This window comes from Kluyvera sp. CHPC 1.251 (assembly GCF_036759945.1).
Lineage (GTDB): Bacteria > Pseudomonadota > Gammaproteobacteria > Enterobacterales > Enterobacteriaceae > Kluyvera > Kluyvera sichuanensis.
Map to the genome: position 1 here is coordinate 148,912 of NZ_JAPKIC010000008.1, position 23,165 is coordinate 172,076.

Sequence of the window (23,165 nt, forward strand, 5' to 3'; positions counted from 1 at the left end):
CAGAAAGGGGGCTAATTCAGGCATAATGGTGCTGATTTAACACGCAGAGGGGCCGAGGTGGATAAGGATCTTGCACGAATCGAACAGTTTCTCGATGCGCTGTGGCTGGAGCGCAATCTGGCTGAAAATACCCTCAGCGCCTACCGCCGTGACTTGACCATGGTGGTAGAGTGGCTGGCGCACCGCGAGCTCTCGCTGGAAACGGCGCAAAGCGACGACCTGCAAAATTTGCTCGCCGAACGTCAGCAGGGGGGCTATAAAGCCACCAGCACCGCACGACTGCTGAGCGCCATGCGCCGCTTCTTTCAGCATCTGTATCGTGAAAAATTCCGCCCGGACGATCCCAGCGCCCAGTTGGCGTCACCGAAACTCCCCCAGCGGCTACCGAAAGATCTCAGCGAAGCGCAGGTAGAGCGTTTGCTGCAGGCACCGCTGGTCGATCAGCCGCTAGAGCTTCGCGATAAAGCTATGCTTGAAGTGCTGTATGCTACTGGCCTGCGCGTTTCCGAGCTGGTGGGGCTGACGATGAGTGATATCAGCCTGCGTCAGGGCGTGGTTCGGGTGATCGGTAAAGGAAATAAAGAGCGGCTGGTGCCGCTCGGCGAAGAGGCTGTTTACTGGGTTGAGAACTGGCTGGAGCACGGCCGTCCCTGGATGCTTAACGGCGTGGCGATTGACGTCCTGTTCCCCAGCCAGCGTGCCCAGCAGATGACGCGTCAGACATTCTGGCACCGCATTAAGCACTATGCCCAGTTGGCAGGCATCGACAGCGAGAAGCTGTCACCGCACGTGTTACGCCACGCTTTTGCTACGCATTTGCTGAACCACGGCGCGGATCTGCGTGTCGTACAAATGCTGTTGGGGCATAGCGATTTGTCGACCACTCAAATTTATACGCACGTCGCGACAGAGCGGCTGCGACAACTTCATCAACAGCACCATCCACGAGCATGATGCTGATTTAAAAGGACAGTTTATGAAACAAGGTTTAATGATGTTCACCCTGCTGGCGGCGGCATTTTCCGGCCTGGCGCACGCTGACGATGCCGCTATCAAGCAGTCGCTGGCGAAACTGGGCGTGCAGAGCACCGATATTCAGCCGGCGCCGGTGGCCGGGATGAAAACCGTCCTGACCAACAGCGGCGTGCTGTACGTCACCGATGACGGCAAGCACATTATTCAGGGGCCAATGTATGACGTCAGCGGCGCGCAGCCGGTGAACGTCACCAACGCACTGCTGATGACCCATCTGAACGCGCTGGAAAAAGAGATGATTGTCTACAAAGCGCCGCAGGAAAAACATGTGATTACCGTCTTTACCGACATCACCTGTGGTTACTGCCACAAGCTGCATGAAGAGATGAAAGACTACAACGCGCTGGGGATCACCGTGCGCTATCTGGCCTTCCCGCGTCAGGGTGTCCAGAGCCAGGCTGAGCAGGATATGAAATCCATCTGGTGTGCCAAAGATCGCAACAAAGCGTTTGACGATGCGATGAACGGCAAAGGCGTTCAGGCAGCCACCTGCGATATCGACATTGCCAACCACTACGCGCTCGGCGTGCAGTTCGGCGTGAACGGTACTCCGGCGATCGTGCTCAACGACGGCTACGTCGTTCCGGGCTATCAGGGGCCGAAAGAGATGAAAGCCTTCCTCGACGAACACCAGAAACAGACCAGCGGTAAATAATTCGCGTGAAACCACAGACTCAACTTCGCCGCCGTGAGGTGGATGATTCAATCGTGCTGCCAGGCGAACTGTCGCCGCTGCTGCGCCGTCTGTATGCTAGCCGCGGGGTGAAAACCCCGGAGGATCTGGAGCGCGGCCTGAAAGGCATGCTGCACTGGCGCTCGCTGACGGGTGTGGAAAAAGCCGTCGAGATGCTGCATGACGCGTTTGAAAAAGATCTGCGCATCATGGTGGTGGGCGATTTCGATGCCGATGGCGCGACCAGTACCGCACTGAGCGTGCTCGCCCTGCGGGCGATGGGTTGCCATAACGTCGAATACCTGGTGCCGAACCGTTTTGAGGACGGCTACGGGTTAAGCCCGGAAGTGGTCGATCAGGCGCACGCCCGCGGCGCGCAGATGATCATGACGGTAGACAACGGGATCTCTTCCCATTCCGGGGTCGATCATGCGCATGACCTTGGGATCAGCGTGTTGGTGACGGATCACCACCTGCCGGGCGAAACGCTGCCCAATGCGGATGCGATGGTTAACCCGAATCTCGTCGACTGCCCGTTCCCGTCAAAATCTCTGGCGGGTGTAGGCGTGGCCTTTTATCTGATGCTGGTGCTGTGTAACCACCTGAAAGAGAAAGGCTGGTTCGAAAAACGCGGCATTCCCGCGCCGAAGATCGTCGAGTTTCTCGATCTGGTGGCGCTGGGCACGGTTGCGGATGTGGTTCCACTGGATGCCAATAACCGCATCCTGACCTGGCAAGGGTTGAGCCGCATTCGTGCCGGTTACTGCCGCCCGGGGATTAAAGCGCTACTGGAGATTGCCAACCGCGAGGCGGCGAAGCTGGTGGCAAGCGATCTTGGCTTTGCGCTGGGTCCGCGCCTGAACGCGGCCGGTCGTCTGGACGATATGTCGGTCGGCGTGGCGCTGCTGCTGTGCGATAACCTCGGCGAAGCTCGCGTGCTGGCAAACGAGCTGGATGCGCTGAACCAGACTCGCAAAGAGATAGAGCAGGGGATGCAGGCAGAAGCGCTGACTCTGTGCGAACAGCTCGAGCGCAGCCGCGCCGAACTGCCGGGCGGGCTGGCGATGTATCACCCCGAGTGGCATCAGGGCGTGGTTGGCATTCTGGCCTCCCGTATCAAAGAGCGTTTCCATCGCCCGGTGATCGCCTTTGCCCCGGCGGGTAACGGTCAGTTGAAGGGCTCCGGTCGATCCATTCAGGGGCTGCACATGCGCGATGCGCTGGAGCGTCTGGATACGCTGCATCCTGGTTTGATGCTCAAGTTCGGCGGCCACGCGATGGCGGCGGGACTCTCCCTGGAAGAAGAACGCTTCGAAGAGTTCCAGCGCTGCTTTGGCGAACTGGTCACCGAGTGGCTGGACCCGGCGTTGTTGCAGGGGGAGATTCTCTCTGACGGCGAGCTTAGCCCGCAGGAGATGACGCTGGAGATGGCGCAGATGCTGCGTGAAGCCGGGCCGTGGGGGCAGATGTTCCCGGAACCGTTGTTTGACGGGCGTTTTCGCCTGCTGCAACAGCGCCTGGTTGGCGAACGTCATCTCAAGGTGATGGTTGAACCGGTCGGCGGCGGCCCGCTGCTGGATGGCATCGCGTTTAACGTTGATACCGCCGTCTGGCCGGATAACGGTGTGCGTGAAGTGACGTTAGCGTACCGTCTGGATATCAACGAATACCGCGGCAACCGAACCTTGCAGCTTATCATCGATCATCTCTGGCCGATTTAGCATCGCTTATACTGTAATTAAGAGCGGGAATCCGCTAAGATTCCGCTCTTATAACCGCATTTTTCTCGTCCATTAAAAGAAAATAGACCATGTTTGAAATAAACCCGGTAAATAATCGCATTCAGGACCTCACGGAGCGCTCCGACGTTCTTAGGGGGTATCTTTGACTATGATGCTAAGAAAGAGCGTCTGGAAGAAGTAAACGCCGAGCTGGAACAGCCGGATGTCTGGAACGAACCCGAACGCGCACAGGCGCTGGGCAAAGAGCGTTCCTCACTTGAAGCGATTGTCGACACCCTCGATCAAATGTCTCAGGGTCTGGAAGATGTTTCCGGCCTGCTGGAACTGGCTGTAGAAGCCGACGACGAAGAGACCTTCAACGAAGCCGTTGCAGAACTTGATACGCTGGAAGAGAAGCTGGCACAGCTGGAATTCCGTCGCATGTTCTCCGGTGAGTATGACAGCGCCGATTGCTATCTCGATATCCAGGCAGGTTCTGGCGGTACTGAAGCGCAGGACTGGGCAAGCATGCTCGAGCGTATGTATCTGCGTTGGGCAGAAGCGCGTGGCTTTAAAACCGAAATTATTGAAGAGTCCGAAGGGGACGTGGCCGGGATTAAATCCGTGACCATTAAAATCTCCGGCGACTACGCGTACGGCTGGCTGCGTACGGAAACCGGCGTTCACCGTCTGGTCCGTAAGAGCCCGTTTGACTCCGGCGGCCGTCGCCATACCTCCTTTAGCTCCGCGTTTGTTTACCCGGAAGTTGACGACGATATCGATATCGAAATCAACCCGGCGGATCTGCGTATCGACGTGTATCGCGCATCCGGCGCGGGCGGTCAGCACGTTAACCGTACGGAATCCGCGGTGCGTATCACCCATATCCCAACCGGGATCGTGACGCAGTGCCAGAACGACCGTTCGCAGCACAAGAACAAAGACCAGGCCATGAAGCAGATGAAAGCGAAGCTTTATGAACTGGAAATGCAGAAAAAGAATGCAGAAAAACAGGCGATGGAAGACACCAAGTCCGACATCGGCTGGGGTAGCCAGATTCGTTCATATGTCCTGGACGATTCCCGTATTAAAGACCTGCGCACCGGGGTTGAAACCCGCAATACGCAGGCGGTACTAGACGGAAGTCTGGATCAATTTATCGAAGCAAGTCTGAAAGCAGGGTTATGAGGAACCAACATGTCTGAACAAAACGCACAAGGCGCTGACGAGGTAGTCGATCTTAATAACGAAATGAAGGCACGCCGCGAGAAGCTGGCTGCACTGCGTGAGCAGGGCATCCCGTTCCCGAACGATTTCCGTCGTGACCGTACCTCTGATCAACTGCACGCTGAATTCGATAGCAAGGACAGCGAAGAGCTGGAAGCGCTGAATATCGAAGTTTCCGTTGCCGGTCGTATGATGACTCGCCGTATTATGGGTAAAGCTTCTTTCGTGACTTTACAGGACGTTGGCGGCCGTATTCAGCTGTACGTAGCGCGTGACGATCTGCCGGAAGGCGTTTACAACGAGCAGTTCAAGAAATGGGACCTCGGCGACATCCTGGGCGCGAAGGGTAAACTGTTCAAAACCAAAACCGGTGAACTGTCTATCCATTGCACCGAGCTGCGCCTGCTGACCAAAGCACTGCGCCCGCTGCCGGACAAATTCCACGGCCTGCAGGATCAGGAAGCGCGCTATCGTCAGCGTTATCTGGATCTGATCTCCAACGATACTTCCCGTAACACCTTCAAAGTGCGTTCCCAGATCCTGGCGGGTATTCGTCAGTTCATGGTTGGCCGCAACTTTATGGAAGTGGAAACCCCAATGATGCAGGTGATCCCTGGCGGCGCGTCTGCCCGTCCGTTCATCACCCATCATAATGCGCTGGATATGGACATGTACCTGCGTATCGCGCCGGAACTGTACCTGAAGCGTCTGGTGGTGGGCGGCTTCGAACGCGTGTTCGAAATCAACCGTAACTTCCGTAACGAAGGTATCTCCGTTCGCCACAACCCAGAGTTCACCATGATGGAACTCTATATGGCGTACGCGGACTATAAAGATCTGATCGAACTGACCGAATCCCTGTTCCGCACGCTGGCGCAGGATATTCTGGGCCACACCGAAGTGCCTTACGGCGACCAGACTTTCGATTTCGGCAAGCCGTTCGAAAAACTGACCATGCGTGAAGCTATCAAGAAATATCGCCCAGAAACTAACATGGCGGATCTGGATAACTTCGATTCTGCAAAAGCCATTGCTGAAAGCATCGGCGTTCACGTTGAGAAGAGCTGGGGTCTGGGCCGTATCGTGACTGAGATCTTCGAAGAAGTTGCTGAAGCGCACCTGATTCAGCCAACCTTCATCACCGAATATCCAGCCGAAGTTTCTCCGCTGGCTCGTCGTAACGACGTGAACCCGGAAATCACTGACCGCTTTGAATTCTTCATCGGCGGCCGCGAAATCGGTAACGGTTTCAGCGAGCTGAACGACGCAGAAGACCAGGCGCAGCGCTTCCAGGATCAGGTTAACGCCAAAGAAGCGGGTGATGACGAAGCGATGTTCTACGACGAAGACTACGTCACCGCGCTGGAACACGGCCTGCCACCGACCGCTGGTCTGGGTATCGGCATCGACCGTATGGTTATGCTGTTCACCAACAGCCACACCATCCGCGACGTGATTCTGTTCCCGGCGATGCGCCCGGTGAAATAATCGCGACAGCGAGATGCAAAAAACCCGGCGATGCCGGGTTTTTTTATGCCTGATGGCCTGTAGCCCGGCCGAGCGAAGCGACGCCGGGAAGCTTCAGCGACGCGCGAAGGCAATAAACGCCTGACGAGCCTCTTCGTCAGCCGCTTCCATCACCATCCACGGACTAAACGCCCACGGCGTCAGCGTCAGCGCCTGCAGAATATCGTCCAGCTCACACCACTGATACTCCATCACTTCATCGTGGTTGGCATTTACCTCGCTGGTCACGCGAGCGGCATAGACCGGACAGACTTCGTTTTCCACGATGCCGTTTGGCGCCACCGCGCGATAGCGGAATTCGGTGGCGACGGGGGTGATATCGGCAATTTCAACGCCAAGTTCAAAACGGCAGCGACGGATAATGGCCTGTTCAAAGGTTTCGCCCTGCTGCGGATGTCCGCACACCGAGTTGGTCCATACGCCGGGCCAGGCGACCTTGCTTAAGGAGCGGCGCGTTGCCAGAAACTGGCCACGTTGGTTGAATAACCAGCAAGAAAAAGCGAGATGCAGGGGAGTGGAGAGGGTATGAGCGGCGTACTTCTCCAGAATACCTGAAGGTTTATCGTGCTCATCGAGCAAAATGACGTGTTCGCCTGTCATGACAACTCCTGAAAATGAATGATGACCCGGCATAAACCCGCCGGGCCATATACTCAGGCGACCAGCGTAGCCCATAAATGGGAAAAAGGCATTACCAAAACAAGCCCTGGCAACATGTTCGCAACCGGGAAAAGCTTAATGTTACAGATACGCAACCCGGTAGCGACCATCAGCAGCCCACCGGCGCAAGAGAAGTCGGCCATCATGGATGGGGTGATCATTGGCATCAGGAACACCGCCAGCATTGCCAGCGCCAGTTGAATCACCAGCTGTGGGATGGCAATCGTCATCACCGCAAAGCCAAGCAGAGTGGCGAAAATCCCGGCGGTAAACAGATCCAGAATGGTTTTGATATACAGAATCGACGGATCGCCGCTCATCCCTTCAGTCATCGCCCCAAATACGCCCGTTCCGCTGGCGCAAAATAGCACCAGAATCGCCACAAACTTCTCGGTGAACTCTTCGTGGCTTAACCCCTGCACCGGTGGAAAGACTTTGTTGATAAGGCCACGGGTCGACCCTGCCGCTTTACCAATACCGCGCTCCAGATGCAGCAGTTCGCCAATCAGCGCGCCGACGATCATCGCCAGCACCACCGCAGGCATATATTTCACCTTCAGCACTAGCGTAATCCCCAGGCCTACCGAGCAAAGCCCGAAGGTCATTGGCAGCGCCGTTTTCACGCGGTCCGGGAGTTTACTCCCGGCAAGCGCGCCGACCAGTCCGCCAATAATCACGGCGGACCCATTTACATAAGGACCGATTAACATGAGAGCATTTTCCTTCGTCGCACTAGCCGTCGTGGCGCAGTGACCCTTCGCCCCAGCGCGGAATGTTATCCACGTCGATATCGAACAGATCCAGCGCGCGATTCACGCTGTGCGTAATAATATCGTCCGCCGTTTGCGGACGCTGATAGAGAGCCGGAACCGGCGGGAAGATAATCCCGCCCATTTCGGTTACGGCGGCCATATTGCGAATATGGCCGAGGTTGAGCGGTGTTTCACGCGCCAGCAGCACCAGCCGCCGGCGCTCTTTGAGCACTACGTCCGCTGCCCGAGTCAGTAGATTATCGGTAAGACAATGTGCAATGGCGCCCAGCGTTCTCATCGAACAGGGGGCGACCAGCATCCCCAGCGTTTTAAATGAACCACTGGAGATAGCAGCACCGAGATTACCGATGGGATGGACAACGTCAGCCATCGCCATCACCTCATCCAGACGGAAATCCGTTTCCAGTTCACAGGTTTTTTCAGCGCCTTTGGAGACGACCAGATGAACCTCCAGCGGAAGAGGCTGAAGGAGTTCCAGCGCCTTAACGCCATATTGAAAACCGGATGCACCGCTGATGCCGATGATGATGCGTGGTGTCATTGTCTATTCCTTTTACTCGAAGTCCGGCAGAAAGCGTTTTACGTCCACTTCTTTGAATTTAGAACGCTCAAAGTGATGTTTCAGGTGGAACGGTACGGTGCAGTCGAAAATCGTTTTGCACGACATCCCCTGCTGGAGAATGCTTGGGCTGTACTCAGGTACCTGAGACGGATCCAGCGGATGGCAGCGTACGCCCGGAATGGTGATGGTATCGACATCGCCCTGATAGCGGGTTTGCATCGCCCACAGCACGTCGTCACTGTCGAAGATATCCACGTCCTCATCGACCAGAATCACATGTTTCAGTTCCGGGAACGCCGAAAATGCCAGTAGCGCCGCCTGGCGCTGACGACCTTCGTCCGCCGGAGAGAATTTCTTGAACTGCATGACCGCCAGCAGCTTGCCGCCGCCTGCTGAGTGGGCGAAGACGTTCAGCAGTTTGCCCGGCATCGCGCGGCCAACCATATCCAGAATGCTCGCTTCGGTTGGGATGCCCGCCATGTTGACGTGTTCCTCGCCGGGGCCAACGGTGGTGCGCCAGATGGGGTTATGGCGATGGGTCACGGCTTTCACTTTAATCACCGGCAGCGCGTCTTTCGATTCACCGGTATAGCCTGGGAATTCTGGCATCGCGCGGCCGGTGTTGGTGTTCTGGTCTTCACGAACGCGCACGTTTGGCAGCAGCTCGCCTTCGATAATGATTTCCGCATGGGCGATCGCTTTTTCATTGATGGTCAGGCATTTCACCATCTCGACGGCCTGGCCGCGTAGCGAGCCTGCAATGCTCAGTTCATCAAAGCCGAGCGGGGTGGTTGGTGGTTCAAAGCAGGCGGCAATTTCAATCGCCGGGTCAACGCCGATGCTGATAGAAATCGGCAGCGGCTGGCCCATCTCTTCCGCCTTCATGCGGAAAGCATCGATATGACGGCCTGGCGTCAGCCACATAGAGAGCTCATCGCGGCTCTGGACGCACAGACGGTGAATGGTGATATCCGATTCGTGGGTTTCCGGATCCGAGGCGTAGCACAGACCCATGGTGATGTACGGGCCCGCGTCCTCTTCGGTATTGGTTGGCGCAGGCAGCAGTTTACGCAGGTCGAAATCGGCATCGGTTGCCAGATGAACGACTTCCTGAGCCACGGCTTTTTCATTGGTCAGAACCGGTGGAATCGGGCTTTGTACGGAATCTTTCAGCAGATGGCCCAGTCTTTCGGGCGGGCAGTCCAGGAAGTGGCTAACGCGTTTACGGGAGCCGTTGATGCCGATCGCCACGCTAATATCGTTAAAGCCTTTGATCTTGTTGAACACCATCACCGGGCCGTTTTTGCGGGTTGGGCGCTGGCAGGTGCCGCCGGCCCCAACGTAGCGGTATACGCCGGATAGCTCCGCATGCGGATCCACTTCAGTATCGGTTTCAACGTATTCGCCCGGCAGTGTTTTCAGCAACGCTAGCGCGGAGCGCAGGTCGCGAACGGTTGTTGTATTTTTCACGGTTTGTTCCTGTTGATAATCGGAAATAATGTCTGCGCTAACCCTATTCCTTACGGAAATAAGGGGCAAATACCGTTTCGCTTGGTCAGGCAAGATCAAAAAGATGTGGCTACAACAACAGGCTTCGTGCGTAAACTATAGCAAAACGGATATACAGCGAGGGCGGCATGGATTTAAAGCGATTACGGTATTTCTGCCGGGTGGTGGAGCAGGGGTCGATAAGCCAGGCGGCGAAGGTATTGAATATGGCACAGCCGCCGCTGAGCAAGCGTATCCAGGAGTTGGAAGACGAACTGCAAACGCCGCTGTTTTTACGTCGCGGTAACCGCATCGAGCCGACCGAAGCGGGCTTTTTTCTCTATCGAAAAGCCTGTGAGATTCTGCGCCAGGTGGAAGATACCGCCAGAGAAACGATGGAGATCGCGCAGAAAGACCGGCTTCAGCTGCGTTTCGGGATGAGCCATCTGTTCCAGTCCTATTTCAAACCGCTGCTGCTGGCGCTTTATCAACGCCACCCGGAAATCGAAATTAATATCTCGGTAACCGACTCCAGCCATCTGGAGATGCTGCTCAATGAAGGGGCTATCGATCTGGCGTTTATTCAGCGCCCCTACCGTAGCGAAGGGTTCGACTACGTGTCGTTCGACCCGGTGAAGCTGGTGGCGGTTATCAATAAAACATGTCTGCCAGAGCCGCCTGACAATCCATTTGATTACACCGCGTTGGGGGCGTTGCCGCTGGTGCTGCTGCATCGGGCGAAAGACTCCGGCACCTACGAGATGTTGATCGACTTGTTCCGTAAAGCGGGCGTGAACCCCAAGGTGATTATGCATATCACCCAACCGGGGGTGATCATCGACTGGCTGGAGTCGGGGCTTGCCGCCGCGACGCTGCTGCCGTCGTCTGAGGTCTGCGTGGAAAAGCTTAAGAACTGTTATGTCGTGGATGTGTTCCCTTCACCGCAGATTTTCTACCCGGCAATGGTGAAAATCCCGGCGGTAAACTGGTGCTCACAGGTGATGGAGCTGGTGGCGGAAGGCTACCCGTTTCCCCTTAACCCCCAGGGTTGATGGTTTGGCATCCAGCGTTAGCCTGCTATTATAGGCCACCCGAACGTTTATGACCTGAGGATTCGTTTTGCGAGCAGGACGCCAACTCTCTTCCCCAATACGTCTATTAATGTGCCTGATTATCGGGCTTGCGCTGTCTGGCTGTGCTGGAAAATCATCCAATTCGGAAGGCAGCTACAGTGGCTCGGTTTACACCGTCAAGCGAGGCGACACGCTGTCGCGTATCTCGCGGATGACGGGTACCAGCGTCGGGGAACTGGCTCGCCTTAACGGCATCTCGCCGCCGTATAACATCAATGTCGGCCAGAAGCTGAGGGTGAACGGCTCGGCGAAATCCTCCGGCAGCAAAAAATCCAGCGCGACACAAACGGCGAAGGTCACGCCATCTTCCGCCGTTCCGCAATCTTCATGGCCAGCCGTAGGTCAACGCTGCTGGCGCTGGCCTGCGACTGGTAAGGTGGTGATGCGCTACTCCACCTCGGAAGGCGGTAATAAGGGAATTGATATCGCAGGTAGTCGTGGTCAGCCGGTCTACGCGGCGGCGGCGGGGAAAGTGGTTTATGTGGGCAACCAGCTGCGCGGTTACGGCAACCTGGTGATGATTAAGCATGATGAAGATTACATTACCGCCTATGCGCATAACGATAAGCTGATGGTAAACAACGGTCAAAACGTGAAGATTGGCCAGCAGATAGCGACCATGGGCAATTCGGATGCTGACTCGGTGAGGTTGCACTTCCAGATTCGCTATCGCGCCACGGCGATTGACCCGCTGCGCTATTTACCGCCGCAGGGCAGCAAACCGAAGTGCTAAGCGGTTATTTTATCATCACTTAGCTGCCTTAATGCTTGCCAGGCGAGGAGTAACGTTTATAATGCTCCTCGCACACCTTTGCGGGCGTAGTTCAATGGTAGAACGAGAGCTTCCCAAGCTCTATACGAGGGTTCGATTCCCTTCGCCCGCTCCAGAATCTCCCCTTGTGGAGCAAGCATTCTAAAATGCTGCTCTGCCAGCATGTTACGCAGTAGTGCTTACTAACATGCTGAGGCGTTCTACCATAGTTCACTACTTTGACACTTGTCACGAATGGTTACTCGGTGAGATGAGAGTGTAGCCAATCGTCGGCGGTGGTTTCAAGTTCTTACCGCGATAGCCCAACAATGAACGCAAAGCCTACACCAGGCAGCGACGGATCGCACTTCTCATAACCTTACAGTGAAGCGCATTTTTTGCCGATGCTCCCACATGCCACACGTCGAGATGACGTTGCAGGGAATAAACAGGTTTTATGGTGGTGATGCTCCGGTAGCTACAGATCCGGCTCTGCCAGCGGTTCGGCCTCGCTCCTTCGGGTACATGGTCATCCTGATAAACTTCACTGTCTGACATAACCCTGATGAAGTCGCCTAACGGCTCCGCACGTTGTCTTACCACCAACGGGCATTATGGTTTCTATTCTCTAAAATCTGTGAGTTGCGCATTTTCTGCACCCTGGTTAACCTAAGATTAATCTGAATAAATCAAGGGTGAGTATGGCTATCGGGAAGAGACAGAATCAAGAGGAATCACCCAAAGACGAGTTAGATCGCTTGCTGGATGAGCTTGAACTCACACAGGCGCAACGGGAGTTTATCGAATCTATGCGGCAAGAGGACGGGGATAAAACCAACGGGGAGTAATACCCTAAAGAAAAAGGGGCATTGCGCCCCCGGCAAGAAATTGGTTAGGCTTCTTGAGCACATTCGCTTTGATACTGTCGCCAGTACATTTGCGCAAAGTCCATAAACTTCGAGAAATCAGCCTTACTTAGTTCTTTGTTGGCTCGGATAATGTTGCATACAGCAATGTGCTCTTTCGCTGCTTCGTCCTTGTCGGCAATGTCTTTAAAACGTAGCGCTATTGCACTTTTCACCTCAAGGATCGCATCTAACCGTTTCTCAGATAGCCGTGGGTGTTTTTCCTGCAACTCTTCTTGATAGAGTTCAATGTCTTGCTTGATTGAATAAGAATTGTATGTCGCCATTTTATCTCCTCGTTCGTTATGGTTATTTCAAAGCCCGTAGCCACATCATAAGCAAATGAAGCTGGCTTCCTGTCATGGCAGGGATTCGGACGGTTTTACCGTTGCTTACGTTGCACAGCGCGAGCGCTAACGCCATAATGTGCTGATTCGGCATCTCTAACTCTCCGTTGGGATTGTTGAATACGGCGGGGGCTGTCTTCCGGCAAGTTGCCAGCCTTCGCCACTTCTTCATTTACAGCTTTTCTAAGATTGGTTGGTAACAGGTGACGCTGTATTGTCGTCCCTGCAAACTTCACTACCTGCGTATAAACGCGCACCGTAGCACCACACCAGATAAAACTGGTGATTGGCTCTTCTTCCTTTTTCACTCTTCTGAATCCTCAGTGTGGAAAGTTTTGGTATAGGGGCAGCGCTGAGCGCTGGTTACGTAGGTGAACAGGTAATTGCTGTTCTGATACGTGCATAGCGTTTTTCCGTTCTCCGTCTGTTCCTCCTCTGGGTGAGTCATCGTAATTTGTCCTGCATTCGCCAGGGCTGGCAATAGCGCCAGCGTCAGCACCAGTAAGCGTTTCATGTTGATCACTCCCAAATGTTTGCAAGGGCAGCGCCCACGCTCTTAACGTCGATTTTCAAGTAGTTCATTGTTACCTTTGGATCTGAATGGTTCAGCGCTTTCATGGCTAAGGCCAGATTTCCGTTGGATTGCTCAAAAATTTGTGTAGATGCAAATTTTCTAAACGAGTGACACCCTACCGTTCCTTTAATCCCGACATTCTCCGCAGCCTGTTTGATCTCACGGTTCACCTGCTCACGGCTTACAGGCGTTTTTCCTGATGCACGGTTGCTGTGTGACGTGAAAACGTATTCGTCTTTCGGGAATGCCTGGCGGCGACGTTCTACGATCTCCCACACCTTTGCAGGGACGATGATTTCCTTCTTCTTGCCCGTCTTGCTCTCCAACACTTCCAGCGTGTTTCCCTCCTTGAACTGGCTGAACTTCAAATTCACCGTATCCCCGACACGTAAGCATAAAGAGGCCATAGTGATCGCTACATCTGCGAATAGCTGTTTGTTATGACTCTCAAGCCAGCTTATCAGCTTAAACGCCTCAGCCTGGGTGATTATCTTCGTGGTCGCCATCTACTTATCTCCATTAATCTTGAACTGTGAAATAAGATTATGATCATTTTCAGTAAGTTACAACTATTCAATCTCACATTTTTTGAAGGAGTGGTGGACGGTTGCGCCATTTCCAGCACTATTTAACGCGAACAAGCACGGACTGCTGTTTAAAATTCGCACAATTTAGGAATATCTTGAACGAAATCATGATGTTGGCAAGTCTAAATAGATGTTTGAACGTTGCCAAATGCTGGCGAGGCTATGCACGGTTTATGCAGATTCATTGCATACCAGAGAGGCGAAGGGCGAAGATAAAGCGTAGCGTATCAAATAAATCAATAGGTTAGGTATTCTATCTCACATTTCTACAGAACCTTGAGGTAGAGATATCGCACGTCAGATGATAATAATTCTCATCTGAATTGATCGCATCAAGAAATGATTAGAATGCTAACTAAATGGCGGGTTTCGGCATGAAAAAAGAAACATCGTTTCAATTCATAAGACTCGTTCAGTACATTGCACCTATCATGAAAGTGCTCTTAGTGGACAATGATTGCTGTGAGCCGCACGGTGCAAGGCTTTACAAAAATTGAGGTAATGTACATCGATAGTTAGAAAGTGATTTACAGAGCGTGAGAGGTGGATTATTTAGATTGGCTTAATCCTGGATTAAGTAGGGCTTTACTGTCCATTTTGATTGGAATTACTGCGGGTTGTTGCATGGACGATTCGGAGTGAGCAGGGTGATGATTAATCGTTGGGGAGTGACGTTTTGTCACTTTCAGCGTGAGAACATACGGGAAAAACCCTGCTATGTGACGGAGTGTCACACATACGAATCATCCTGTCTGTGACGTAATGTCACATCAACAAGCTACTTCTGTGACGTAACGTCACACATGAGGCACGTTATCTGTGACGTAACGTCACTCTATAAGACTAACTAACTATAATACTAAGATCTATAAGACTATGTTTGTGGATTTGACCTTTTGCGCTGGTCGCAAAGATCATTTGCCTGGCGTCAATCGCCGTCACTCAAGGGGAAATGTCCTGGTACGCCGTTTGGTGGCTTCCCGGACACCCCCCGTTCCTGCTCACGACGCAGCAAAGCGTTACTCTGTACCTTCTGGACTCGTGCAAACTTCGTTTCTGACGAGAGTCAGGCACGAACGATTATTTGCCATCGGCAAGAGATCGCTTTCGCCGTGGGCGAATCTCTCTGCGCTGTGCGCGGTATGTAACCATCTACTACCCATCTAACGATGCTTACCAGATGCCAACTCTACCTACCTCCTATTATCTACCCTACATCCTTTCGTCTGTAGTGGTGCTAATTCTCGAAGGTAGAGCAGCAGGGCTAAGGCTTCACTGGTCGCTGATAGCTCCAGTTCATCCAGCCTCAATCCAATACCATCACCTACTATCATGATAACTACCGTTATCCCTCTGTAGTTGTGCTATTGGTTTCGGGAGTAAGTGCCAGAGGGCGGCATAAGTGCAAACAGAACGCCTCAGAGGTGCTGTAATCGATTTAAAGAGGGTAAGAAATGCAAGATGACTACCTATGCAATAAAAGCTCTTAGAATGCTTTACAGAGCGTTTTAGGACTATTGTAGTTAATGAACCAGGCGTGAGCCTCTCAGCACATCCATCGTTAGTATAGTTGGCTGGGCATACGTGATGGTGCTACATAATGAAACGATGGTTTCAATGTCCTGGATGGTGATCTGATAGGTTCCAGCACCGGGCGAGCCAATGTCTCGGCAGAGTATCCAGCCAGCATTATCCAGATCGCCAATGACGGTCATCACTCGTTTCTGAGTCATGCCGAGATCACGGGCTGTACAACTCAGATCGAACATCACACATCCGGCTGTATCGTCCTCACACTCTCTGAGATAAGCCCACACTCGTTTATGATCGGTGGTAAAAGTCAGTACTTTGGGGAGTCTGCTGCGTTTCTGTGGATGCGTTACCTCGGTGAAATACGGCACCAGGCTGTCAAACATCTGTTCGGTGGTGAGTTCAATTGTATGTGGCGTGTGAGTAGTGCTGAGGTGTGGCTGAGAATGATTCATTAAGTCCTCCTGTCTGTTTTTTAGTCAATAAGTCCTCTTGGTTGAGTTGTTATCGTTCATTTTTTAATCACTTGTTAATGGGGTGTCTGGGGTTTTCCCAAGCATTCCGTTCTGGTTGGCAAAACTACCACAAAAACAGATTGATTTCCATCGTTGATTTTGTGTATAAAGAGCACTAATCGCAAAACAAAAATGCAACGCGTTGAAAAAGATCAAAATTATTTTGAGAAATCACCATTGAGGGGTTGACAGATAGGTAAGAAAAATGTTATAGTACCCATGTAGCATAAAACTTTATCCACATAATCTCTTAATGCACTTTGAGCCGTCAGGCTGCAAGGTGTCTTTTTATTTACGCCAACCATAGGAGGCCACACTGAGATATTTTGACGTTGAAGACACACTTCAACAATTGAAAGACGGAACCACCAACCGTTACCGCATCCGAGCACTACGCAACGCTTGCCGCGCTCGTGGATACCACGAAAGGGAAGCCTTTCTCACAGAAGTATTGAAGCGCTGGGATGAAATCCGCACTTCGACCACTAAATAACCCAGAAGGAGAACAAGAATGATCGAGAAGAAAACCAAACTACCACCGTCCACATCGTTAATGATACCGGATGAGACATTTCAGATTCTGTTCAGAGAAGCGAAGCGCCGAAAAATGAGCGTAAGCGCACTCCTTCTTGAAGAATGCCAAAGTCTGGCGGTCAAATACTCGAAAGCTGGCGCGTAATAACCACGTTTCAGCGTCAAAACCCACCCCACGAATGAGAAGCGGAGAAAACCAAATGAGGAGCATTCGTAATTTACTGAGCATACATAGGAGCATAGAACAATGGCAAAAACCCTCGCCGAGATTAAGGCAGATCCAAAATACCAATACACCGATAAAGATGGAAAAGTAAGAGATCGTACAATCAACATCCCGCATTACTTCCGAGAGATTCCACGTATTTATTCTCCCAATCTCGAAAATGGTTTCATGGATTTTTGCCCGAAGGCGCAAAAGTTGTACTGTTATTTTCAGGGATGGGAAAATTCAGGGAATTTCTGTTACGAAAGCCAGACAGAACTTGGAAAGGTGATCGATTTATCCAGGGAGCACACCTGCAAACTCATTCAGAAGCTGCAAGATGCAGGGCTAATCACGAAAGAGAAAAACCCTGGTTATCGTTCCAAAGTTTACCGCACGTTTCCGATCACTGATGCGCACATTACTCCACCAGAAGCACTGACAGTGCAGCCTGTAGCAGCGTCTGACGAAGTGCCAGCCCCTGAGCCAGTGAATACAGTAGAAACCCACGAAGACACACCAGCGATAACGCCTCAAAGAATCCGTACTTCTGACGCAGTGAAACACCTGCTTGAAAATCTCTCACAACGACGAGAGGACGAGAGCTTTTATTCCTGGTCATCAAGAGTGCTTCAACGAATCGGAATAGATCATTCAATGGGAATCGAGCAACTATTTCAGGAAACACACCCGTATGAATACACCCAGATTGAACAATCAACGATACCATTTTAACGGAGACCTAATTGATACAATACATAAAACTGAATAACACGAAACAGATTCAAATCAACGATAGCGGGAAGGGCGTTTATCATGCGCTTATCTGGTTCTGGAAAGGCAGGAAGACCAAAATTTCCTACGGCGAGCTATCTGATAAATCCGGTGTAAGTGATCACGGGATCAGATTCTGGCTTCGTGCGCTGCGCAACATTGGTGTGATTGAGATAGATGATGAAAGTAGCTATTTATCATTCACGCTGAAACACATCGAACGAGACAATGTAGAATTTATCTACTCTAATTTCTAAAACACACAATCGGGAAACTTTTATGATAACTGCTTTATGGTGGTGGGCTTTGCTGTACGGATTATACGTTATGACAAGACAAGGAGTTTCCCCTCTACGAGGAATGAATGGGAAAAAGAAAACGTAACGTAGTTACAAAGCTTGAACGAAACGCACAATCATTATTACGAACATCTGATTTTCAAAATCTCTCTCGCCTTTCGAAGGAACAGAATTGTCTTCCTGGTGAATGGCAAACTGAAACAATCGAAGAGAATAGCCCTGCAATGTCTCCAGATGAGATGGACGCATTACAGGACATTCTTAATAGCTGCTCTTCTGCATTCTGGAAACCCAGGAAGATGAAAATCTTTAATGTGGATTCTTCAAATCTCCACAAATGGCAAATTCTTAATTTCTCCTCATACGAACATTATTGCGGCTGGCTTTCGGTAAATCACCTTAACAATTTAACCCGCGACTTTGACACCCTATTTGATACTAAGGAACATTATGACTCTTAACACTATGGACACCATAAACACCCTACTTAATTCTTTCCACGAGAATTGGCACCTTCCTATTCTTGAATTGGTTAATGCAGCGTGGCGTGACAGAACGCCAGAAGCGATGTTATGCGCGTCTAAACAAACAGAGCAGGGGATAGACGCACTGGAGCAGTTAGAACGCGCCATAGCGCTTCTGATGCGCTCTCAGAACAGTACGGTTACAGAACATGAGGTTTGGAAAGTGATCGATGAGTGGACGGAACTTGCATGTTCTCTAAAGTATGTCTCACAGGAACTTTCCGAGCTTGCCATAGAGATCGCTGAAGAATACGCCATAACATAAAAGTTACGAAATGTCTTGACAGATTGTGCTATTTGTGTCATAATGAGTTATAGGGTGAGTATTCGAATCACTTCTCCCTCCTGAATGCCGTTTCCCATAGCGGCACTCTCTTTTGAATGCTTTTTTTGAAAGTGTTGGTTCTTTCTTCTTCTTTTTTGTTTAGTTCCGAAGGAATGCGTGGGATGTAATGTCTCGTTGTGTTGGCTTTACATGCAATCACCCGCGCATCTCCGACCTTTTCAAAAAGAGCATTCGCTCTTTATCCCTCATTCATTCCGTTAGGATGAATGTAGTCAGACTTAACTACCCTTGAATTGTGAGAGGTTCAGGAATTACGTTAAGCTGGCAATCTTCTATTAATAACACTCCCGAAAGTGTCAGCTAATAGATAATGAAAGCCTCATTTATTCCAGGGTGTCACCTATTGTTATAGGTGTGCACTTTTAAATGAGGAGCAATGACGGGCGATCCTACTTTGTGTTTACATCTGTATTCACATTGCGCCCTCATTTATTTAAGAAATCACTCTTTAACTTCATGGCCTCCTCTATGACGTTAAACAATGCTTTCTTTAGCAAGGGGCATTCTCTCCAGGGGCTTAACCGCCCCTTTTTAACAATCTGTGTGTAACGCTTTCGTTATTAATGCTTTCGTAATTAATGCACAGACCAACGCGAAGGAACAACAACAATGTTCTTATTAAATAATCGCGACCGAATCCTAAAATACAAAGATGAAGTGATTTTGTGTAACCCTGAATTAATAGCTAAAGTGGCTGAAATGGCAGGATGCACTGTAGAAGAAATTGAAAAAGCTGTTGAACAGTATTTCCCTTCTGAGGACACACATCAAAATAAATTAAGTATTCAGGAACGGATCGCCAATAAAGTAAAAAAGGAATCAACCAAACAATGATTATCACCCTATCAGACGTTTTTCCGGTACGTAAGAGCTACACAGACATTGTGAGTGCTGCGACCGACAATTTTGCAGCAGTAGACAGTAAAGTGTTCGCTTCTCTTCCTGCTGATGTGCAGTGCGGCGATGTTTTAGACGCCTCCGGCGCTCTCTATACATCTGGGAACGTGGCTTATGTCTGCGTGTCCGACTTCGTTACAGCAGGTAGTAATAAGCCTGTGAACGTCCTACGCGCTCCCAACGTTGGATCATACGTTGCCCTCAAGAGCGACAATCTCAACGCAGCTAACCACGCAGCAGCGATCAGCGCATTACAGGCGCAAGGCTTCGCCACTCGTGAATTTTTCACCTCTTAAGCAAGGAAGATAAATAATGATTATTGGAAACGAGCGTATCGACCTTTCCCCATTATTCCAGCTAACCAGCACCCGCAATTTTTTACTGTCGTCACTAAACATTTTTGATGGCGACGGAGTTACATCTCATAAGGTGAGCGTGTCCCGTCTGCTGGAAGATAACACCAGCCTGTATAATCAGCCTACTGCAAGGTTCTCCAACGAACATAACACTACGCAACGTCAGAGCGGTAAAGAGTGGCTTATTGAGCTTCCGTATTTCCTGCGTGAAGACGTGATCACTCCGTCAGACATTCAGGGCAAGCGTAAGCCTGGAAGCGACATTCAAGAAACAGTGACAGACATTTACAGCGATTACATGAATAAACACGCTGTAGCGTTTATGCGCACTCGCGAAAGCTATCTTGCTCGCTCTCTGTTCTCTGGTCAGGTGTATACGCCTAAGACAGACGATCTGTTAATCGACTTTGGCGATCTGTTCGGCGTAGCCCCGATGAATGCCACTCTTGATCTGTCAGCTACAGATAGCAGCACTCTACGTGCCATTGACGACATGGTGAGTCAAATCACCGAAGCGGCACAAAGCCAGGCGTCGGCAGTGGAGCGAATTATTGTTTTTGCTAAAGGCTCATTCTATAGCGATCTGCGTTTCAGCCCTGCAATGGAAGCGGCTTTCCGCTATGTCAGCCCACTGGACGAAGGGAACGTAGTATTCCAGCGTCGTGACCTCCTGCCAGGCGTGAGCACTTTTAGCATTCCAGGCACAAATTGCGATGTTGTGAAAGTAACTGATCCGCTGCTATTAGCACAAATGGGTGATGCTGATGCTATCGCTATCCCGCAATTCGCTAAGGGAAGCGGTATTTACCAGAACATCTACGGCGCAGCTTCTTCAACATTTGAACTTCTTAATGCAGCACCTGCGGAAGTTTATAGCTGGAGCTTCGAAAGCGAGCGCGGTAACGCAATCAATGTGATTTCCGAGAACTCGGCGTTGCCTGTTAACCACGGGTTGGGCTTCTCCGTTCACATTAAAGCCTCAGAATAATGAGCAAGCGGGAGCCTGACCCGCTGGAAACAATCAGGCTTTGAATAGGGCGTGTGAACGTTGGGAACTAAGAGAGCGCAAATCTCCCCAGTGTTCCCGCCCTTTTTTATTTCCAGAATAGGAGGAAAGATAAAATTGGAAATTATCCTAAAGAGTCGAGGCTTGCATTTACAACTAAATGATACAAGTGCAGAGCAAATACTCAATTTAGCAGCTGTATCGAGAGCACTTGATGTGAGTCATTCACATTTAAGACAACTTATTTTCAGAGGAATGAGTGTATCAGATGCACTTAATTACCTTGTGAACGAAAAGAAAGGATGTGAATAATGTCAGGTGGACTATCGATCAACATCGCAGAAATAAAATCGACCGTTTCCTTTGTGGTGGACAGAAACAGCATGAAGACAGCCCTTGATGCTTTTGACCAGATTCAGAAGAAAGCGAAAGGGATAAAAGATCCCACAATAAACATGAAGAGATTTAGCCAGGGGCTAAAATCTGCTGAAAGAGAATTAGATAAGCTGAATAAAAAAGCCTCTAAGCCTCGTAGCAACGATGAACGAGAAAAGGCAAGGGCAGCTAAGGCGCAAGCCCGTGTAGAGGCTCAGGCAGCGAAAGAGGCCGCAAGAAACGCACAGCGCCGTGAACGGGCTGAATTGAAGCTCTTGGACACTGCCAGCAGCTTTAAGAGTATGCAGCACCTTACCAACGTCGAATTAACCCAGGCGGCACTGGCAGCGTCACGGATCACTAAGGCTTATGCAGCAGGTACAATTTCGCTCCAACGTCAGACCAGCGAGCTTAAGCGCTTACAGCAGAGCTACAGACGCATTAACGCAGAGCGTAGGGCAGCGGCAAAGGCGGGAGGAGCTAACGCTCTTGCTGGCGGTGGTAAAGCTACAGGGGCGATCTCTGGCTCTCTGATGGGATTAGGCACTGGTGCGCTTGCTGGCGCTGGTATCGGTGCGGCGGCTTACGGTGCTTATTCATGGGGAAAAGATGCTGTAACAGCCCAGGAAGAGCGTAGCGAGATTGTACAGCGTGCCAGATTAGGAAATGTAGATTACAACGCGCTACAAGCCCAAAGCCAATACGCTACCGCTAACGGCATTGATTCGGGAATGGGTATTCAAGGTCAGCGTAAAATCCTTGATAACTATAAGGATATTCAAGACCGCATCGGTCAAACTCTCAATGAGGCTAAATACGATAAGAAGTCGGGACAATACAAAGGTGGTGATCAGGGGATTCTGTCAGCAGTGAACACTGCCGGATTCACTTTGAAAGATTTGCAGTCCTACCAAAAGAACCCGATGGGCTTCGTCTCTGCCTATACCAATACGTTAGAGAAGCAGGGCAAATCACCAGAGCAAATCCTCGCATCGTTGGAACAGTTAGGTGATGACCTGGGCCTATACCATAAAGCGTTTATGAATGGTGGTAAGGCACTCACTGATCAGGTGGACGTGCTCAAGCGTAACGGGCAATGGTTGAACCAGGAACAGCAAGATCAGCTTGTGGCCTACCGCAAATTCAATCAGGAAATGGACATTCTCAACGATAGCCAGAAGTTGGCATTCTTCGAAGGTTTCATGGAGTCTCTCGACCCTGCGACGGTTAAAGAGTGGAAGGAAGCGATGCAGGAAGCGTTACCCTTCTTCAAAGGCTTAGGCAAGGCGGCGGGAGATGTTGTAAATGGCTTAATGAAGATGACCAACTGGATCACTGGTAAGCTCAATCTCCTGAACGGGGATAACACCTCTAAAGAAACTGTTAGCCAGCATTACGGCACAACGTCAGCACCTGCACAACCTGGGAGTAATCCAGTGGCTAACGCCTACGGAGCCAGCCAGCCTAAAGCAGACGGCACACACCAACATAATGTGTTTGATACGGTGCGCGAGTGGTGGAATGGCACAGGCGATGCTAAAGACGTGAGCAGTTACGCACAGGGCGCTAACGGTGATTATTCTCCTGTCTCGATGTTGAAACAATCCGCAGCGGCTACAGTAACACCGCCAGCTAATAATACAGTGGTTCAGCCAGTGGTATTACAAAATAACCTACCGGAAGGAATGATCTCTCTCACTATTGCCCCTGATCCGACATTCGGAAACATGCTAAATGCGAGCGTAGATCAGCGTATTAATCAGAACAATCAGCGTATGGTGCTGGCTGTTTCATCTGGACAAGGGACTGGGGGCTAATTGCCCCTCTTCATAAGGAATAAA

24 protein-coding genes and 1 tRNA gene are annotated in these 23,165 nt (G+C 51.0%); 16 read left to right on the forward strand and 9 right to left on the reverse strand.

Going from position 1 to position 23,165, the window contains the following annotated elements:
• Window positions 1-57 precede the first annotated feature (57 nt).
• From xerD to lysS, 5 genes are all read left to right on the forward strand, one after another.
• Window positions 58-954 (forward strand): site-specific tyrosine recombinase XerD, encoded by an 897-nt coding sequence (gene xerD / locus V6940_RS16430; protein WP_185669859.1) that lies wholly within the window; start codon window positions 58-60, stop codon window positions 952-954.
• Window positions 955-976: 22 nt separating this feature from the next.
• Window positions 977-1,690, forward strand: a complete 714-nt coding sequence (gene dsbC, locus V6940_RS16435; protein ID WP_333496560.1) for a bifunctional protein-disulfide isomerase/oxidoreductase DsbC — start codon at window positions 977-979, stop codon at window positions 1,688-1,690.
• A 5-nt stretch (window positions 1,691-1,695) separates the two neighbouring features.
• Window positions 1,696-3,429 carry a single-stranded-DNA-specific exonuclease RecJ gene (gene recJ, locus V6940_RS16440; protein ID WP_333496561.1) on the forward strand — a complete coding sequence of 578 codons (1,734 nt, stop codon included), beginning with the start codon at window positions 1,696-1,698 and terminating at the stop codon, window positions 3,427-3,429.
• An 89-nt stretch (window positions 3,430-3,518) separates the two neighbouring features.
• Window positions 3,519-4,617, forward strand: a protein-coding gene (prfB, locus tag V6940_RS16445; RefSeq protein WP_333496562.1) for a peptide chain release factor 2 whose coding sequence is annotated in 2 segments (ribosomal slippage) — window positions 3,519-3,593 and window positions 3,595-4,617 — 1,098 coding nt in all. Because the reading frame shifts where the segments join, the coding sequence is not laid out codon by codon here.
• Between the two features lie 9 nt (window positions 4,618-4,626).
• The gene (lysS, locus tag V6940_RS16450) at window positions 4,627-6,144 is read left to right on the forward strand and encodes a lysine--tRNA ligase (RefSeq protein WP_333496563.1); all 1,518 of its coding nucleotides are present in this window, start codon (window positions 4,627-4,629) and stop codon (window positions 6,142-6,144) included.
• 93 nt (window positions 6,145-6,237) lie between these two features.
• Here lysS and idi read toward each other — a convergent pair whose 3' ends face one another.
• From idi to V6940_RS16470, 4 genes are read right to left on the reverse strand one after another with little or no spacing between them, the layout of a single operon-like run.
• Window positions 6,238-6,783, reverse strand: coding sequence for an isopentenyl-diphosphate Delta-isomerase (idi, locus tag V6940_RS16455; protein WP_333496564.1), 546 nt, complete (start codon window positions 6,781-6,783; stop codon window positions 6,238-6,240).
• Window positions 6,784-6,836: 53 nt separating this feature from the next.
• Window positions 6,837-7,553 carry a DUF554 domain-containing protein gene (locus V6940_RS16460; protein ID WP_333496565.1) on the reverse strand — a complete coding sequence of 239 codons (717 nt, stop codon included), beginning with the start codon at window positions 7,551-7,553 and terminating at the stop codon, window positions 6,837-6,839.
• A gap of 22 nt (window positions 7,554-7,575) precedes the next feature.
• Window positions 7,576-8,157 carry a UbiX family flavin prenyltransferase gene (locus tag V6940_RS16465; protein WP_185670154.1) on the reverse strand — a complete coding sequence of 194 codons (582 nt, stop codon included), beginning with the start codon at window positions 8,155-8,157 and terminating at the stop codon, window positions 7,576-7,578.
• 12 nt (window positions 8,158-8,169) lie between these two features.
• Window positions 8,170-9,648, reverse strand: a complete 1,479-nt coding sequence (locus V6940_RS16470) for a UbiD family decarboxylase (RefSeq protein ID WP_333496566.1) — start codon at window positions 9,646-9,648, stop codon at window positions 8,170-8,172.
• Between the two features lie 167 nt (window positions 9,649-9,815).
• Between V6940_RS16470 and V6940_RS16475 the strand changes: the two genes are divergently transcribed.
• From V6940_RS16475 to V6940_RS16485, 3 genes are all read left to right on the forward strand, one after another.
• On the forward strand, window positions 9,816-10,718 hold the full coding sequence (locus V6940_RS16475; protein ID WP_333496567.1) for a LysR family transcriptional regulator: 903 nt from the start codon (window positions 9,816-9,818) through the stop codon (window positions 10,716-10,718).
• Window positions 10,719-10,785: 67 nt separating this feature from the next.
• Window positions 10,786-11,532 (forward strand): amidase activator ActS, encoded by a 747-nt coding sequence (gene actS, locus V6940_RS16480; RefSeq protein WP_442910826.1) that lies wholly within the window; start codon window positions 10,786-10,788, stop codon window positions 11,530-11,532.
• 80 nt (window positions 11,533-11,612) lie between these two features.
• A tRNA-Gly gene (locus tag V6940_RS16485) sits at window positions 11,613-11,686 on the forward strand.
• Window positions 11,687-12,442: 756 nt separating this feature from the next.
• Here V6940_RS16485 and V6940_RS16490 read toward each other — a convergent pair.
• From V6940_RS16490 to V6940_RS16510, 5 genes are all read right to left on the reverse strand, one after another.
• On the reverse strand, window positions 12,443-12,742 hold the full coding sequence (locus V6940_RS16490; RefSeq protein WP_062773082.1) for a hypothetical protein: 300 nt from the start codon (window positions 12,740-12,742) through the stop codon (window positions 12,443-12,445).
• Between the two features lie 95 nt (window positions 12,743-12,837).
• A complete protein-coding gene (locus V6940_RS16495) occupies window positions 12,838-13,110 on the reverse strand; it encodes a hypothetical protein (protein ID WP_333496568.1) in 273 nt (90 codons plus the stop codon).
• Window positions 13,107-13,316: a hypothetical protein gene (locus tag V6940_RS16500; protein WP_049085679.1), complete on the reverse strand. Its 210-nt coding sequence runs from the start codon at window positions 13,314-13,316 to the stop codon at window positions 13,107-13,109. The genes V6940_RS16495 and V6940_RS16500 overlap by 4 nt, the downstream gene beginning before the upstream one ends.
• A 5-nt stretch (window positions 13,317-13,321) precedes the next feature.
• Complete coding sequence (locus V6940_RS16505; protein WP_333496569.1) at window positions 13,322-13,882, reverse strand: tyrosine-type recombinase/integrase; 561 nt, start codon at window positions 13,880-13,882, stop codon at window positions 13,322-13,324.
• Between the two features lie 1,604 nt (window positions 13,883-15,486).
• A complete protein-coding gene (locus V6940_RS16510) occupies window positions 15,487-15,948 on the reverse strand; it encodes a hypothetical protein (protein ID WP_069601752.1) in 462 nt (153 codons plus the stop codon).
• 571 nt (window positions 15,949-16,519) lie between these two features.
• On the opposite strand from V6940_RS16510, the gene V6940_RS16515 reads away from it, so the two are divergent.
• The 8 genes from V6940_RS16515 (at window position 16,520) to V6940_RS16550 (ending at window position 23,141) form a co-directional block, all read left to right on the forward strand.
• Window positions 16,520-16,687: a hypothetical protein gene (locus V6940_RS16515; RefSeq protein ID WP_164530024.1), complete on the forward strand. Its 168-nt coding sequence runs from the start codon at window positions 16,520-16,522 to the stop codon at window positions 16,685-16,687.
• Window positions 16,688-16,789: 102 nt separating this feature from the next.
• Entirely contained in the window at window positions 16,790-17,482 is a 693-nt protein-coding gene (locus tag V6940_RS16520) for a helix-turn-helix domain-containing protein (protein ID WP_333496570.1), read from the forward strand.
• A 403-nt stretch (window positions 17,483-17,885) separates the two neighbouring features.
• Complete coding sequence (locus tag V6940_RS16525) at window positions 17,886-18,281, forward strand: hypothetical protein (RefSeq protein ID WP_072093812.1); 396 nt, start codon at window positions 17,886-17,888, stop codon at window positions 18,279-18,281.
• Window positions 18,271-18,609, forward strand: coding sequence for a hypothetical protein (locus V6940_RS16530; RefSeq protein ID WP_050863221.1), 339 nt, complete (start codon window positions 18,271-18,273; stop codon window positions 18,607-18,609). Before V6940_RS16525 ends, V6940_RS16530 begins: the two co-directional genes overlap by 11 nt.
• Window positions 18,610-19,299: 690 nt before the next feature.
• Window positions 19,300-19,524, forward strand: coding sequence for a hypothetical protein (locus V6940_RS16535; protein ID WP_333496571.1), 225 nt, complete (start codon window positions 19,300-19,302; stop codon window positions 19,522-19,524).
• On the forward strand, window positions 19,521-19,883 hold the full coding sequence (locus V6940_RS16540) for a hypothetical protein (RefSeq protein WP_032255273.1): 363 nt from the start codon (window positions 19,521-19,523) through the stop codon (window positions 19,881-19,883). Before V6940_RS16535 ends, V6940_RS16540 begins: the two co-directional genes overlap by 4 nt.
• A 16-nt stretch (window positions 19,884-19,899) precedes the next feature.
• A complete protein-coding gene (locus V6940_RS16545) occupies window positions 19,900-20,931 on the forward strand; it encodes a major capsid protein (protein WP_049085667.1) in 1,032 nt (343 codons plus the stop codon).
• 329 nt (window positions 20,932-21,260) lie between these two features.
• Window positions 21,261-23,141, forward strand: a complete 1,881-nt coding sequence (locus V6940_RS16550; protein ID WP_333496572.1) for a hypothetical protein — start codon at window positions 21,261-21,263, stop codon at window positions 23,139-23,141.
• The last annotated feature ends 24 nt before the right edge of the window (window positions 23,142-23,165 follow it).

Excerpts from the sequence above, each read along its gene's own strand:
- V6940_RS16475 (WP_333496567.1), top strand. The coding sequence starts at position 9,816 with ATGGATTTAAAGCGATTACGGTATTTCTGCCGGGTGGTGGAGCAGGGG.
- V6940_RS16535 (WP_333496571.1), top strand. The coding sequence starts at position 19,300 with ATGTTCTTATTAAATAATCGCGACCGAATCCTAAAATACAAAGATGAA.
- V6940_RS16545 (WP_049085667.1), top strand. The coding sequence starts at position 19,900 with ATGATTATTGGAAACGAGCGTATCGACCTTTCCCCATTATTCCAGCTA.
- V6940_RS16465 (WP_185670154.1), bottom strand. The coding sequence starts at position 8,157 with ATGACACCACGCATCATCATCGGCATCAGCGGTGCATCCGGTTTTCAA.
- dsbC (WP_333496560.1), top strand. The coding sequence starts at position 977 with ATGAAACAAGGTTTAATGATGTTCACCCTGCTGGCGGCGGCATTTTCC.
- V6940_RS16505 (WP_333496569.1), bottom strand. The coding sequence starts at position 13,882 with ATGGCGACCACGAAGATAATCACCCAGGCTGAGGCGTTTAAGCTGATA.
- V6940_RS16460 (WP_333496565.1), bottom strand. The coding sequence starts at position 7,553 with ATGTTAATCGGTCCTTATGTAAATGGGTCCGCCGTGATTATTGGCGGA.
- idi (WP_333496564.1), bottom strand. The coding sequence starts at position 6,783 with ATGACAGGCGAACACGTCATTTTGCTCGATGAGCACGATAAACCTTCA.
- V6940_RS16540 (WP_032255273.1), top strand. The coding sequence starts at position 19,521 with ATGATTATCACCCTATCAGACGTTTTTCCGGTACGTAAGAGCTACACA.
- V6940_RS16550 (WP_333496572.1), top strand. The coding sequence starts at position 21,261 with ATGTCAGGTGGACTATCGATCAACATCGCAGAAATAAAATCGACCGTT.
- V6940_RS16520 (WP_333496570.1), top strand. The coding sequence starts at position 16,790 with ATGGCAAAAACCCTCGCCGAGATTAAGGCAGATCCAAAATACCAATAC.
- V6940_RS16515 (WP_164530024.1), top strand. The coding sequence starts at position 16,520 with ATGATCGAGAAGAAAACCAAACTACCACCGTCCACATCGTTAATGATA.
- V6940_RS16500 (WP_049085679.1), bottom strand. The coding sequence starts at position 13,316 with ATGAAACGCTTACTGGTGCTGACGCTGGCGCTATTGCCAGCCCTGGCG.
- V6940_RS16510 (WP_069601752.1), bottom strand. The coding sequence starts at position 15,948 with ATGAATCATTCTCAGCCACACCTCAGCACTACTCACACGCCACATACA.
- V6940_RS16490 (WP_062773082.1), bottom strand. The coding sequence starts at position 12,742 with ATGGCGACATACAATTCTTATTCAATCAAGCAAGACATTGAACTCTAT.
- V6940_RS16530 (WP_050863221.1), top strand. The coding sequence starts at position 18,271 with ATGACTCTTAACACTATGGACACCATAAACACCCTACTTAATTCTTTC.
- V6940_RS16525 (WP_072093812.1), top strand. The coding sequence starts at position 17,886 with ATGGGAAAAAGAAAACGTAACGTAGTTACAAAGCTTGAACGAAACGCA.
- lysS (WP_333496563.1), top strand. The coding sequence starts at position 4,627 with ATGTCTGAACAAAACGCACAAGGCGCTGACGAGGTAGTCGATCTTAAT.